The sequence below is a fragment of the Limosilactobacillus balticus genome (genome assembly GCF_014145615.1).
Lineage (GTDB): Bacteria > Bacillota > Bacilli > Lactobacillales > Lactobacillaceae > Limosilactobacillus > Limosilactobacillus balticus.
Genome location: NZ_JACIVH010000057.1, coordinates 1 through 13,997 on the forward strand (window position 1 = coordinate 1; position 13,997 = coordinate 13,997).

Here is a 13,997-nt window from a genome sequence, read left to right on the forward strand (position 1 = left end):
ATTATCTTTGTTATTAAGCGAATTGACTTCGCAAATGTTTTTGCTTCAAATCACATCGTGATTGAAGACCCTACACATTTGATTCGTCGAAACTTTGTTCAGTTTTCAAAGGTCTACCCGTTGGCTAATCAAGCAGCCAATCAACATATTCATTATAACATGTGTTGATTGGCTTGTCAAGAAGAAATTTTAATTAATTTTGAATTTCTTTTGATCGATAACTCAATCAGCAACTTTATTAATATATCATGTCGTCAATCAGATGTCAACAGTTATTTTTAACTTTTTTGTTAAACCATCTCAGCAGCACTTAACTGCTTTGACAACGATAACTACTATACATGGATTTTCTTCCCTCGTCAACACTTTTTTTGATTTTTTATTCATTTTTTTATTTGCTTTACTATTATGATAATAAAGGTTACTCAACCCTTGCAAAATTGAGTAATGATCCTTTTATCAATCAATTGTGAATGAACTAGTCTCACACGATTAAGTTATGTTTACCAATAAATATATTTTTTCAAAAATATTAAAAATTTTAAACGCCTCTTCACAACATTTTTCTATCTTGCTACACTTTAACAGTATTATCTTAATTACACAAAGGAGAATTACTTTGGCAACTCTTATTGATTTTATACTACATATTGATGTTCATTTAATTCAGATTGTTAATCAATTCGGTGATGCGACCTATTTAATTTTATTTGCTATTATCTTTATCGAAACTGGTGCAGTCATAATGCCCTTTCTACCTGGAGATTCCCTTCTCTTTGCTGCAAGTGCACTAGCTGCTGACCCTCGTTATCATCTTAATATTTGGATTTTTATTTTCATCTTCTTATGTGCCTGTTTGGGTGGAGACTCCCTTAACTTTTTAATTGGTCATAAGATTGGTAAAAGTCTTTCTAACCATTCACTTTTTGGTAAATTGATTGATAAAGATAGTCTAGAACGTGCCGAAGTCTTCTTTGAAAAGCATGGTGCGCCGGCTATTATTCTTGCCCGTTTTATTCCGATTATTAGAACATTTGCTCCGTTTGCGGCGGCAGGTTCAGGTTTTCCATATAAGCAATTTATTCGTTATAATGTAATTGGCTGTGTTGTATGGGTAGCGCTTTGCTGTGGATGTGGTTACTTCTTCGGTAATCTTCCGTTCGTTCAAGAACACTTCTCTGTAATCATCCTTGCAATTATTGTGGTTACTTTAATTCCAGCAGTTATCGGAGCATTACGTTCGCGCTTTGTTAAAGAAGATGCGTAACATAAGCTTTATCCATCCCCAAATTAAAAGTAAGATTATTAATGTAAATCCTAACCATAATCCAAATAGCACTGTAAAAAATTTTTCGGGCATCAGCAATATGATTGGTGTTGTTCGTGGATCAAATAACCAATCCATATTGCTAAAGAAAAGATAATGAAATTTAATAAAGAGGACACTGAAATTTGTTATCCCCATAAATCCACTAAAGAGCAATAAAATAAATAACATCTGAAACGGTAAGATCAAGCGCCAGAGCTGATTTTGCCGTTTTTGTTTTTTTAAACCACATACTAACAACGGAATTGACGCCAACATCACAGCTTCATTTAATAAAATCAAACGCTTTACATCTTTAAAATGGTGAACTGCAGAAGGATCAATTGGTAAATATCTTAGTTCGAAGACTCGTTGTGTCGGAAGCTGGATATATTTAATAACATTTCCATAATCAGCCATTAATTCAGACGCAGATAATCCTAAAAGGTGCTTAGGAATTGTTATAAAAAAAGGTGAGATATTAATAACGATAAAAAGAGCAATACTAATTGCAACAACTAAACTAAGTAGCGTCAATAATATTGCTCTCCCCCATTGAATAAATTCAAATTTTCCATTCATCAAGATTATTCACCTTATACGTTGGCTGAATTTTTTCTTTTATAACTTCTTCTGGGCGCGATAAACCAGTATATACTAACAAACTATCCATTCCGACATTAATTGCTGCCTCAATATCAGTGTGATAGTTATCGCCGACCATAATTACCTTCTCTTTAGGTAATTGAACCCTTTCAAGTGCCATTTTCATAATTATAGCTTCTGGTTTACCAATCATCACAGGTTTCGTTTGGGTTGCATATTCTACTAACTTTACAATCGAACCTGCTCCTGGAACCATTCCTCGCTCATTTGGCAGATTACTATCAGCATTGGTACCGATAAATTTAGCGCCACTTCGAATTAACAAAACTGCTTTTTCAAGTTTTTCATAAGTAACACTCGTATCTAAGCCGACAACTACATATTCAGGTTGATCATCAGTCAAGATAAAACCACGCTTTTCTAAAGCTAACTTTAATCCCGACTCACCAATAACATAAATCTTGCTTTTTGCTGGTGCTATTGACCGTAAATAGTCAGCGGTTGCGATTGCTGTTGTATATACATTTTCCGCTGTAACATTAATATCATGATTTTTACGGAGGTTTTTAGCGACAAAATCTGGCGTTCGGGTACTGTTATTTGTTACAAATAGAACCTCTTTCCCTGTTTCTTGTAGTCGTTTGATAAATCTTCCGGCTGCTGGAATCCGTTCCTTCCCCTTATAAGTAGTCCCATCTAAATCAATAAAGTATCCTTGATAATCTTTCATTGTTTGCCTTAACTCCTCTTTTTTCGTTGATGAATCACAAATTTTTGACGATGACCGTTTTTTACACGCTCTGCACGCTGATTTTGCCGTTGACGCACGTTCGGTTGCTTAACTTGTCGCCGCCGTTCATGAATGACTGGCGTAGTTTTCTTTCGCCGTTGACGATGACTGTGTCCATGTTGCCGTGGAATACTAACATCATCGTTGTGAACAATAAAATACGCACAACCAAAATTACAATATTCAAATAAATAATCTTCAATCGTATCAGTGCCCAATTCTGGTTCAAATAAGGGATTATCATCATCATAAAAACCTTTTAAGCGTAATTGGTCATATCCCCAATCGCCAACGATATAGTCATATTTACTTAGGACACTACTAAACCGTTCTGCGAATTTTTCTGAATTAAAACCATCACGGTAATCCTTTACTAATTCGTAGGGATGTCCATTAACGGTAAAATGTGTCTGATCTTTTTCTTCAATATGATAGATTAAAGAACGCTGCTCTTCACGCTGATCAATATAATCTTGGATCTTAGCTCGATTCATCTTTTTCCACCTTCTTTTGATTATTTTCGTCCCGGGTACTTTATAGTTTTCTTAGCCACGATTTCTTCTATTTCATGAAAATTCAGCGGGGCACCAAACTTAGGCTTCTTTTCAAGATAGTCTAATTCAGGAGCATCCACACCCACGTTTATATTTTCTTTAATTGGCACCGAATAATGGTGAATATGGCCATGAAGGTTAATAATTTGCGGTGCTATTCCTAACATAAGAGGGTAATGAGTTAAGTAATATTGACGGTGATTATATTTTAATAGCACTCCCACATCATGAAACTGAAATTTAGGAAGCCCGTTAAACTCATAGTTATTATTTTCTAGATATTTAAAAAGGTCCCGGTTATCGTGATTGCCTTTTATCAGTATTAAATGTCCATGTAACTGTAATAATATCTCAAGAATTGCTTGATAGGCATCTCGTTGAGGTTTAGTAAAGTACAGAGCAATATCTCCTAAATGATAGACAATATCATTTTCACCAACCTTATTGTTCCAATTATCAATAATTATTTGGTTCATCTCATTAACATTCTTGAACGGCCTTGGTGCAAATTGATTTGTACCAAGGAGACTATCATGAAAAAAATGGGTATCTGATGTGCAAAACTTCATAGAGAATCTTCTTTCTTAAAAAGGCAATATAGTTATCTTAAATTCTAAAATAAAAAGAGACTAGAGACAAACATTTCTTGTCAACTAGTCATCTTTTGGCGAATTATTTAGCGCTTAGTTATTTTTCTTTAAGCGTTCAATGTCACGAACAATCATTAATTCTTCGTTAGTTGGAATTAACAATGTCTTAATCTTTGCATCATCGGCGGAAAGGTCACGTTCAACACCATGGCAATTGTTCTTTTCTTGATCAATCTTAATACCAAAGTAGTCAAGCTTATCTGTGATCATCTTTCGTACTGGAACACTGTTTTCACCAACACCAGCAGTGAAGACAATGGCATCAGCGCCACCCATCTCAGCAATGTATGCTCCAATGTAACGGACAATGCGGTTAACATAAATATCTAATGCAAGTTGTGCTCGGTCGTCACCCTTTTCAGCAGCTGCAAGAATATCACGCATATCTGGTGAGATGCCAGAAATACCAAGTAAACCAGACTTATGGTTCAAAATATCAATCATCTCATCTGAAGATAAGTTTAGTTTACCCTGCATAAAAGCAATTAAGGATGGATCAACATCCCCTGAACGAGTTGCCATTGTTATTCCAGCAACAGGCGTAAAGCCCATTGACGTATCGAATGACTTACCATTCTTTACGGCAGTGATTGATGCACCTGCTCCAATATGCATGGTGATTAATTTAAGTTCTTCAACTGGCTTTCCTAACATTTCCGCAGCACGTGCAGATACGTAACGGTGACTGGTACCGTGAGCACCGTACTTACGAGCACCATACTTCTCATACCAATCATAAGGCACACTGTACAATGCATTCATTTCTGGCATATCAACATGGAATGATGTATCAAAAACAGCAACCGCAAATGCATTAGGCAATACTTTACGGAAAGCTTTAATACCAACTAATTCTGCCGGCTCATGGAGTGGAGCATATTCTGACAATTCATCAATCTTGCTAATAACATCATCATCAATAATTGTTGAATCCTTAAAGAATTCCCCACCAGCAACGATTCGGTGACCTACTGCTGTGATTTCATCATAGCTTGCCACAATCTTTAATTCAATTAACTTATCTAACAAGTAATTAACTGCGGCAGCATGATCAGCAAATGGCTTATCCTCTTCATGCTTTTGACCATTACCATATTTAATCTTAGCATGACCCATCTTTTCACCAATACGTTCAATCGTACCTTCAGCTACTACATCTTCACTTGGCATATCAAATAATTTGAATTTAAGTGTTGAACTACCAGCGTTAACTGCAATTGTTTTTGACATTGACTTTTCTCCTTTAACGTAAATTCGTTGTTACCCATTTACTGATATCATCCATGAATGAAGCAAATTTTGCTTTATCCTTGAATGAAGGAAACTCACCCAACAAAACTTTAACTGCTTGTTTGCTATCTCCACCTTGGCGCTGCAATAACAAAATTGATTTTTGCGCATTCGGATTAGCAAAAAGTTCTGCTGGCAAATTGATAAGTCCTTGTAAATAGGCAACAGACTGAATCCATTTAACAAATGATTGTGATTCTTTAGTTTGGAACAAGCTACTAGGCACTAAGAATACCCCAAATGCACCGGGCTTAAGATAATTCATAGATTGTTCAATCAACAAATGGTGAACATATGAATGACCCTCTTTAGCCCGTGTTTGATAGTTTTTGGCGTTTTCATCAAGCGGATAGTAACCAATTGGCAAATCAGAAATAGCTAAATCACATTGAGGAATATCCAAAGCAGTTACAGCATCTTGATGGTACAACTTTACATTAAGGTGTTGTAATTCTGTACTTACGCTCGCAACTTCCAACATATCTTCGTCATTATCTATTCCATAACCAACGATATCTTTATCTCCATTTACTTTAAGCTGATTCATAACAGTCGTTAATAAATTAGCTGTCCCAACGGCAGGATCAAAAATGGTCTTAATCTCCTTGATTTTTGTAACCTTTTCGATTAAGAAAGCCATGATTAAGCCAATTGTATCAGGAGTCATTTGATGATTAGCCTGAATTGCGTCTTTTCGAATTACTTTCAAAAAACTCAGCTGGATAATTTGCCGGATAATTTCTGGCTTCACATTTTGTAAATTTAATTCTTGGTATATTTTCTGCAATTCATTTACAGTTTTTTCGTCAGGGACACCGTCATCAACACGAACAGTATTATTGTCAATAATATTTTCTGCGTTTTCTAATAGCGCATCTAAATACGAACAATTTAACGCTGCTTGTAAAATTTCAGTGGCCTTATCAAAAAGCTCAAATAATTGCTGTGGTGTTTTCTGTGTCAGTGCTAGTCGCCTCCAAATAATACAATCATTACCCTATTAGTTTAACTATTATTCCTAGCAAATTCAAGATAACACTCTCATTGGCCTCTTAGATTACCTTTTATTTTATCAATATAAATTGAACAAAGGTCACGTCCCATTTCCTGATAATTCTGATAGTAACGATATTGAAACAATAAAACTGAACTGATTATAAGCAGGACTGCAATGCTTACAAATAAAATAGAACCATCTTTTTTATTTTGATGGATAAAACTTAACAATTGCACTTGCTTTCTCTCCATTCTTCCTTGTCACTTTAATCAATACTCGTTGAGAATCAAGTTGCGTAAACGAGTATTCATGATTCTTAATGTTATCTAACAATGGCATATAACCACCTTTATCCTGACATGTTAAGTATAATGCATGATTTTCTCTTAATTCATACTTTTGATCAGTTGTTTGACTGTACAGCAATAATCGATTATCACGAACTTCTATTAATTCAAAACGATGATTGACCGATTCTAATTCCCGTAAAAACAAATGCCAAGTGATCGTTGATTCTAAATTCATTTTACTTACTTGTCTCATGCTAGTAGTAACTAAGCTTATATTGATAATCACTAATGAAGAAATAATTAATGCACAAGTCGCTTCTACTAAAGTAAAGGCCCTCTTCTTCATTTTTCAACCCGACAAAGACATTGACCATTTTTATAAACAATTACCTTTTGGACCGTCGCTCTTGCGGTTAAATCACCCTGTCTTAAAATAACTGGTTGCTTTTTAACTGCATATAAATCACTGGCCTCTTTCCCTAACCTTGTTGCAGCCATTTTTAGCTGAAGATTTCTATTTTGTAACCACAATTGCTTCTCGCAAATAAAAAATAAATTTATTCCCATCGTTACAACAAGCAAACTAACTAAACTATCTGCCATCATAAATGCCTTTGCTTTAGCGCTTTTCAATTCGGTATCCTCCCCATCCTAATTGAATTTTCATGTAGTAATAGCGGCCATCAAGTAATGATTTAAATCGTTGGGTGCAGGGGCGTGTGTAGCCATTTGGTGTAAGATAAAGTTCGCCAAACCACTCAACATTCAGTGTCGCGGGAATGGGTATTTCTTTTGTTTCTCTTGTTTGATCGTTTATGCGAAAAGTAATCATTTCATTATTTTTATCGTGACGAATTACAATAAATTGATGTTTGCTCTCACACGCTAATTGCGCCCACTGCCAATTTTGACGCAATGATTGCCAAAATTGTTCTTCAGCTAATTTTTGACGCGTCTTTGTAAAATTAGGAATTGTGATTAGTAAAAGGAGGGCTGTTATTCCTAAAACAATAATTGCTTCAAGGAACGTAAAACCTTCTTCACGAAAATTCATCGTTGAATTGCCTTCCCATCAACAATTACAATTTTTTCATGATGGGCCTGCTGAACTTGCGCATCAGTCAGATAATTGGCTTTATTCAATTCCTCTAAGCTGACATTATCAGTTCCATTTTCATTCTCATACGCATCAATTTGGGTCTGAATTACGGAAGTCATTGCTTTTCCATGGATACTATTAGCATGTTTTCGCTGTTGAGAGAGATTAGGAAGCATAATCAATACTAATAAGCTAATAATAAATAAAACGATTGACATTTCGAGTAAGGTAAATCCTGATTGTTTCTTCTTTAATACTTTCATTAATAAACTCCTTGGAATGAATGATAAATTGGTAATAAGATACTAAGATATAAACCAACAATTATAATTGCAATAACGCTAAAGATAACAGGTTGAACAAAAATTAATAAATGCTCAATTGCAGTTGTGAGAGTCTTAAATTTCAAATTTGCGAAAACAATTAAGTCTCGTCCCATATTTTCCCGTGTCGCCCCCTTATTCATAAAAACGATTAATTCATTAGGGAGGAAAGAATAAGTCGCCACCACCTCTGAAATATCTCCGTCACGTTGAATAGTAGTCATTATTTTGTTACCAAAAATGTAAAGAATTGATTTTCTATCAAAGCTCTGCGTAATTTTACAAATCTCCGCCAACGACAATCCTTGTTGCAGCATTGATCCTAATATACTAGTTAAATAATATTGAAAATAATAACAGTAACATTTACCAATTATCGGCATTGTACAGATCTTGATTAACCGTTGTTCCTTGTTCATATGATGCCATCTTAACCACTGAAATCCAGCGCTAATAAAGATAGTAGTAAAAAGATAAGTTGCCCCTAACATAATCATGTGAACCATCGGTAATGTTTGCCTCTCTCCTTGCCACACCTTTAATTCTGGAAAGACAAACAAAATTAGTCCACAGATCACCACCCCTAACATCCCTAAAAGAATTAGCGGATATTGTAGGAGATTAAATAACTTTTTTCGTTGATGCTCCCGTGCCGCAAGTATCTTTCCTACCTCACTCAATGTTTTTGTTAAATTACCATGTTTTTCTGCTAATAGTAATTGATAAAACAAATCGGCTTTCACTTCTGGTTGTAAGCTCTAGGCAAAACTCGCTCCCCTTTGCATTCGTTTATCTACAGAAGCAACCCAAGGGCCTAACTTCGGCTTGACAGTCTTGATAAAACAAAGCGCTTCTCTGATAGAAAAGCCAACACTTAACAAGTCTGCTAACAAAAGAAAAAAATTTGCTTGTTGCTGATGGTTGAATTTAACCTTGCTGGTATTGACGTGCAGTATTCTCTGTAATCTTTCCATTTTCCACCGCCTGCTGAAGATCTTTTGCCCATTCATCAGACATTTCTCCTTTCTTGGTGCCACTAAACAAATCACTAAATTGGTGCCGATTTAACAAGTCACATAAGACGGCTTGTTGTCCATTCACTAATGGAATTAAACGCTGGTAAGATACTGCCGTTAATACCTGTTGAAGATAATAAGAATCTATTCCTAATTGTTGAAGACGGGAAACAACCCCATAAGCATTTCGAGCATGGATAGTCCCCAGAACTAAGTGACCACTTAATGCAGCTTGAACAGACATAGCCGCTGTCTGTGAATCACGAATTTCTCCAATAATAAATACATCTGGCCGATGACGTAATCCCAATTTTAATAAGCTTTCATAGTCCATCCCTGCTAATTCATTTACTTGTAATTGAATAAATCCTGGATGATCAATTTCTACGGGATCTTCAATTGTTAATACAACTTGTTTCGGCAATAACTGTCGTGCAAGCTGATACATGGTAGTTGTTTTACCAGCCCCCATTGGCCCGGCAAAAAGAATTAAACCGCGTTGCTGACGATATTCCTGTAATGTATCCCACTGATGAGGAACTAAAAAATTAAAACTAATATCATTAAGAGGATATATAAAGCGAATAACTAATGATTCCCTCCCTTGATAATCACCAACACTTGATAAGCGTAAATTGATCTTTTGGTGAGCATAAGTAAATTTAAAAGCGCCTAGCTGGGGTCGTCGATGCTCGCTAACTGCCATATTAGCGCAATATTTTAAGTATGAGATAAAACGTTGACCATAGTCACGCGTAACCTGTTTAAAAGGAAATAGGTTTCCCTTTATCGCTAAGGATAACTGATAATACCTATCATGAGGTAAGATATATAGGTCACTTGGTTGTTTGCGAATCACTCCAGCTAATTCTTCTTCAAAACTCGGCATATTTTAACCTCCCTATTATTTAAATACGGATAAATTCTAAAAATGCACTAAAAAATTTAAAACAAAAAAGAGGTTAAAAAGCAAAACGCTTTTTAACCTCTTAATAACAACGATTGAATTATTCTTCATCGTCATCTTCGTCTGGTAAAATACCAGTTTCGTAAATATCAGCAACATCATCGTTTTCTGTTAATTCATCAATCAAATGACGGTATTGCTTTGCCTTATCTGCAGGTACCTCTGTCCGGTTTTGAGGGATCATGGTAACTTCAGCAGTATCTAATTCGTAGCCTTGTTCTTGAAGAGCATCACGAACATCTGTCATGTTGCTTGGGTCGGTGAAGATTTGGAACTTTTCTTCAGTTGCCTTCATATCTTCAGCTCCAGCATCTAAAGCATCCATTAACATATCATCTTCACTCTTATCAAGATCATCACGAAGAATTTCGATCAATCCTTTACGGTCGAACATGTATGAAACTGATCCACTAGCACCTAATGAACCGCCCGAGTGACTAAATGCTGAACGAACAGCAGATGCAGTCCGGTTTTTGTTATCAGTAAGAGCAGAAACCATTACTGCTACCCCACCTGGTCCATAACCTTCATAAGTAACTTCTTCGAACTTAGCTCCACCAATACCTGAAGCTTTAGCAATAGCACGGTCAATATTTTTCTTAGGCATGTTGGCCGCGTGTGCCTTATCGATTACAAGCCGTAATTGAGCGTTGTTCGCTGGATCAGGATCACCTGCTTTAGCTGCTTGGTACAAGTCACGTGAAATCTTTTGGAAAATCTTACCACGCTTAGCATCTTGGGCGTTCTTACGTCCCTGAATGTTATGCCATTTTGAATGTCCTGACATTACTGACTCCTCTTTTCTTTATTAATGTAATACAAACAGATAAATTTTAGCAAATATTCATCGTTAATTCAAGGTTATTGGCGAGGTTGCCATTTTCGTTTTACAAATTGCAGAATAAATAACACAATACTAATGACAATCATCATCATTGAACCGTGAAATCCAGTCTGCTGAAAATCATTAGCAACCTGGAAAATAAAGGGACTTATGTCTGGTTGTCCTGCACCCATTTGAAGGGCAATCGCATGAATAGTCATAACGATTCCTGTATATAAAACAGTTCCCCACAGACAAATCCACCTAAAACTACCAATTAAGTGATGCTGCCATAACCCCTTAAGAATCAATATAACGAGGCTGATAATTGAAATCACTAAAATAATATTAACAACCGTTTTAGCAATTTTAATCCCATTAATTAATTGTGCAACCTCTGGAGTATTTAATTGACTGTTAACCATTGAATTAATGTTACTAGTAATTGCTGAAGAACTGCCTGCCGGAAGCATCGAAGTTGACAAACCGTATTGAGCTAACTGAGAATTTACAGATGAATTCACACTATTAACTACTGACGATAGATCAAGGTTGATTTTTTCGCCTGCATATATCTGCTCAATTGCCTGGTTAATTAGCTTATCAGTATCACTTTTCTTTAAGACCGAAGTTGAAATTCCGTACTGAGTTAGACCACTGTTAACCTGACTTAGCATAACCGACTCAAGTGACGAACTCGTAACTTCTTCTTTTACAAAGTTAACATTTAAGAGTGTCGAATTAACCAGTAATGCTAGCCCAAGTAAAGTCACGCAAATAATCCCCCATAAGCCGTATAAAAAATGATGCTTTTTCGGTGTTTCTTCTATTGGCTTCTCAACTTTTTCTTGCCGTTGTGCTCGTAATTCACTTCGAGTTGTCACAACACATCACAACCTACTTACGAGTTGATTGACGTTCAACAAAACCATGATCCAAAATAACACTCTTTTCATCATCATTGCTGTCGTCGCCATCCATTAATTTTGTCAACAACCGCATTGAAATAGCACCAAGATCATAAAGGGGTTGAGTGATGGAAGTGATTGTTGGCCGGACAACCTTTGTATAATTGGTGTCATTAGAAGAAATTAGTTCAAAATCATCTGGAACGCTAATACCAGCATCCGTAAGCCCGTTTAAGAGACCAGCAGCTAAACTATCATCTGTTACATAAGCAGCCTTTAATCCCTTTTCGATAACTTCTTGTGCCTTTGCATATCCTGCTTGATAAGACCCGTCCGTTTCAATTACTAATGATTCATTAAATGCCACATTATTATTTGCCATTGCTTCTTTATATCCATTGAGCCGGTCCTCACCATTAATTGAGTATCGTAGTGGACCAGTAATATAGGCAACTTGTTGATCACCATGCTTTAGTAGAAATTCAGTTGCTTCCTTAGCGGCTGCTTGGTAGTTAATCCGAACACTTGGTAAAGCATCATTATTAACAATAGAACCAGCTACTACAACTGGTGTATTTGTACTTTCAAATTCATTTCGTAAATCATCAGAAACATCATGACCCATAAAGATAAGTCCATCAACCTGTTTAGCAAGCAAGCTCCGTACCACTTTTAGAATCTTTTCATCATCAGAATCAGAATTAGTTAAAATGATATTGTACTTATACATTGAAGCAACATCATCAATCCCCAGTGCTAATTCCGCAAAGTACGGATCAGTTATATTAGGAATAACTACCCCAACAGTCGTTGTCTTTTTAGAAGCTAACCCCCGTGCAACTGCATTAGGACGATAATTAAGCTGCTTAATTACATCTAAAACCTTTTGTCTAGTTTCTGGCTTTACATTTGGATTGCCATTTACTACCCGTGAAACAGTGGCCATTGAGACACGAGCTTCTCGGGCAACCGTATAAATTGTTACTGATTGTTTTTCCATAAGATAGCCCTTTCTTTATTGGTATAATCTGTTTTCATATTTTTTCATAACCTAGTTAATATAGCAGATTTAGTTTTAATTAGCAAACGTTCTTCATTATTTTTTTACTTTCATAACAATATGTTATAATATTCGCAATCTTTTTTAGGAAGTGAATGCAGTGACAAAACTTAATCAACTACAAAGTGCTCTTACTGAAAAAGGATTAGATGCTGCTTATATTAGTGATCCGATGACCATTAATTACCTAACTGGTTTCTATAGTGATCCAGTAGAACGCGTATTGGCACTAGTCCTTTTTGCCGACAGTGAACCATTTTTATTTGCGCCGGCTCTTGAAGTAGAAGCAATAAAAGATACTGGTTGGAAATATCCGGTATATGGGTACTTAGATCACGAAAAACCTTTTAAACTTATTGCTGAACATATCAAAAATCACGCTGGCTCACCAATTAACTGGGGAATTGAGGGAGAATCACTAACTGTCGACCGTCTTCGTGCTTTAGAAGAAGTCCTCTCCAATGCCCATTTTAATACTGATCTCTCTCCTTTGATAGCAAAAATGCGAATGATTAAAAGTGATGATGAGATCGCTAAGTTAAATGAAGCAGGAAAATGGGCTGATTTTGCTTTTAAAGTAGGATTCGAATCAATTCAAATTGGTAAAACAGAACAAGAAGTTGCTGCCGATTTAGAATATGCTCTTAAGCAACACGGGATTAACAAGATGAGTTTTGATACGCTAGTTCAAGCAGGTCCTCATGCTGCCGAACCTCATGGAGCTACCTCCAGTAATAAGATCCAAAATAATGAGCTGGTTCTCTTTGACTTAGGAACAATTGTTGATGGCTATATTAGTGATGCTTCCCGAACAGTAGCTGTAGGAAAGTTAAATGACAAGCAAAAAGACATCTACAAAGTATGTTTAGAAGCTCAATTGGCTGCTCAAGATGCTGCGAAGCCGGGAATGACCGCTGAAGAATTAGATAAGATTGCTCGTGATATTATTGCTGCAGCTGGTTATGGCGAATACTTTATTCACCGCTTAGGACACGGAATGGGTAGCAGTGAACACGAATTCCCATCAATTATGGAGGGAAACCAACTAGTTCTTGAACCTGGAATGTGCTTCTCCATTGAACCCGGCATTTATATTCCAGATTTTGCTGGCGTCCGGATTGAAGACTGTGTTCATATTACAGAAGATGGTTGCGAACCATTTACACATACAACTAAAGAGTTATTAACCTTCCCACATTAAAATCATAACCACCCGTCAAACGGGTGGTTTGCACATCGGCTATAAGCCGATAATAAAAGCCGGCGTCTCAAGACGCTGGCTTTCGCTTTGCTCAAGCCAAAATGCTCTGACTACTTT

Annotated in this window: 16 protein-coding genes and 1 pseudogene; 2 read left to right on the forward strand and 15 right to left on the reverse strand. The window is 36.3% G+C overall.

Annotated features, from left to right (window positions below; all coding sequences use genetic code 11):
• Window positions 1-619 precede the first annotated feature (619 nt).
• A complete protein-coding gene (locus H5S10_RS02865) occupies window positions 620-1,267 on the forward strand; it encodes a VTT domain-containing protein (RefSeq protein ID WP_107720557.1) in 648 nt (215 codons plus the stop codon).
• Here H5S10_RS02865 and H5S10_RS02870 read toward each other — a convergent pair.
• The 15 genes and pseudogenes from H5S10_RS02870 to ccpA all read right to left on the reverse strand — a co-directional run bounded on the left by H5S10_RS02870 (window position 1,235) and on the right by ccpA (window position 12,619).
• A complete protein-coding gene (locus H5S10_RS02870) occupies window positions 1,235-1,888 on the reverse strand; it encodes a TIGR01906 family membrane protein (protein WP_107720558.1) in 654 nt (217 codons plus the stop codon). The genes H5S10_RS02865 and H5S10_RS02870 overlap by 33 nt on opposite strands.
• Window positions 1,872-2,642 carry a TIGR01457 family HAD-type hydrolase gene (locus H5S10_RS02875; RefSeq protein WP_182586075.1) on the reverse strand — a complete coding sequence of 257 codons (771 nt, stop codon included), beginning with the start codon at window positions 2,640-2,642 and terminating at the stop codon, window positions 1,872-1,874. Before H5S10_RS02875 ends, H5S10_RS02870 begins: the two co-directional genes overlap by 17 nt.
• An 8-nt stretch (window positions 2,643-2,650) precedes the next feature.
• Window positions 2,651-3,196 (reverse strand): YutD family protein, encoded by a 546-nt coding sequence (locus H5S10_RS02880; protein ID WP_182586074.1) that lies wholly within the window; start codon window positions 3,194-3,196, stop codon window positions 2,651-2,653.
• A 20-nt stretch (window positions 3,197-3,216) separates the two neighbouring features.
• The gene (locus tag H5S10_RS02885; protein ID WP_182588643.1) at window positions 3,217-3,825 is read right to left on the reverse strand and encodes a metallophosphoesterase; all 609 of its coding nucleotides are present in this window, start codon (window positions 3,823-3,825) and stop codon (window positions 3,217-3,219) included.
• 114 nt (window positions 3,826-3,939) lie between these two features.
• Window positions 3,940-5,136: an acetate/propionate family kinase gene (locus tag H5S10_RS02890; RefSeq protein ID WP_019252364.1), complete on the reverse strand. Its 1,197-nt coding sequence runs from the start codon at window positions 5,134-5,136 to the stop codon at window positions 3,940-3,942.
• A gap of 13 nt (window positions 5,137-5,149) precedes the next feature.
• Window positions 5,150-6,160 carry a class I SAM-dependent methyltransferase gene (locus H5S10_RS02895; RefSeq protein WP_324255911.1) on the reverse strand — a complete coding sequence of 337 codons (1,011 nt, stop codon included), beginning with the start codon at window positions 6,158-6,160 and terminating at the stop codon, window positions 5,150-5,152.
• Between the two features lie 237 nt (window positions 6,161-6,397).
• On the reverse strand, window positions 6,398-6,718 hold the full coding sequence (locus H5S10_RS02900; RefSeq protein ID WP_231796051.1) for a ComGF family competence protein: 321 nt from the start codon (window positions 6,716-6,718) through the stop codon (window positions 6,398-6,400).
• A 107-nt stretch (window positions 6,719-6,825) separates the two neighbouring features.
• Window positions 6,826-7,116, reverse strand: coding sequence for a hypothetical protein (locus H5S10_RS02905; protein ID WP_182586070.1), 291 nt, complete (start codon window positions 7,114-7,116; stop codon window positions 6,826-6,828).
• The gene (locus H5S10_RS02910; protein ID WP_182586069.1) at window positions 7,103-7,537 is read right to left on the reverse strand and encodes a hypothetical protein; all 435 of its coding nucleotides are present in this window, start codon (window positions 7,535-7,537) and stop codon (window positions 7,103-7,105) included. Before H5S10_RS02910 ends, H5S10_RS02905 begins: the two co-directional genes overlap by 14 nt.
• A complete protein-coding gene (gene comGC / locus H5S10_RS02915; protein WP_003666716.1) occupies window positions 7,534-7,845 on the reverse strand; it encodes a competence type IV pilus major pilin ComGC in 312 nt (103 codons plus the stop codon). The genes H5S10_RS02910 and comGC overlap by 4 nt, the downstream gene beginning before the upstream one ends.
• Window positions 7,845-8,915: pseudogene (locus H5S10_RS02920) on the reverse strand (type II secretion system F family protein). The gene comGC and the pseudogene H5S10_RS02920 overlap by 1 nt, the downstream one beginning before the upstream one ends.
• Window positions 8,833-9,810: a competence type IV pilus ATPase ComGA gene (gene comGA / locus H5S10_RS02925; protein ID WP_182586067.1), complete on the reverse strand. Its 978-nt coding sequence runs from the start codon at window positions 9,808-9,810 to the stop codon at window positions 8,833-8,835. Before comGA ends, H5S10_RS02920 begins: the two are co-directional and overlap by 83 nt.
• Before the next feature lie 118 nt (window positions 9,811-9,928).
• Entirely contained in the window at window positions 9,929-10,675 is a 747-nt protein-coding gene (locus tag H5S10_RS02930) for a YebC/PmpR family DNA-binding transcriptional regulator (protein ID WP_003666710.1), read from the reverse strand.
• Window positions 10,676-10,749: 74 nt separating this feature from the next.
• Window positions 10,750-11,595 carry a hypothetical protein gene (locus H5S10_RS02935; RefSeq protein ID WP_182586066.1) on the reverse strand — a complete coding sequence of 282 codons (846 nt, stop codon included), beginning with the start codon at window positions 11,593-11,595 and terminating at the stop codon, window positions 10,750-10,752.
• Between the two features lie 13 nt (window positions 11,596-11,608).
• Window positions 11,609-12,619 (reverse strand): catabolite control protein A, encoded by a 1,011-nt coding sequence (ccpA, locus tag H5S10_RS02940; RefSeq protein ID WP_182586065.1) that lies wholly within the window; start codon window positions 12,617-12,619, stop codon window positions 11,609-11,611.
• A 160-nt stretch (window positions 12,620-12,779) separates the two neighbouring features.
• On the opposite strand from ccpA, the gene H5S10_RS02945 reads away from it, so the two are divergent.
• Window positions 12,780-13,880: a M24 family metallopeptidase gene (locus H5S10_RS02945; protein WP_182588644.1), complete on the forward strand. Its 1,101-nt coding sequence runs from the start codon at window positions 12,780-12,782 to the stop codon at window positions 13,878-13,880.
• Window positions 13,881-13,997: the final 117 nt, after the last annotated feature.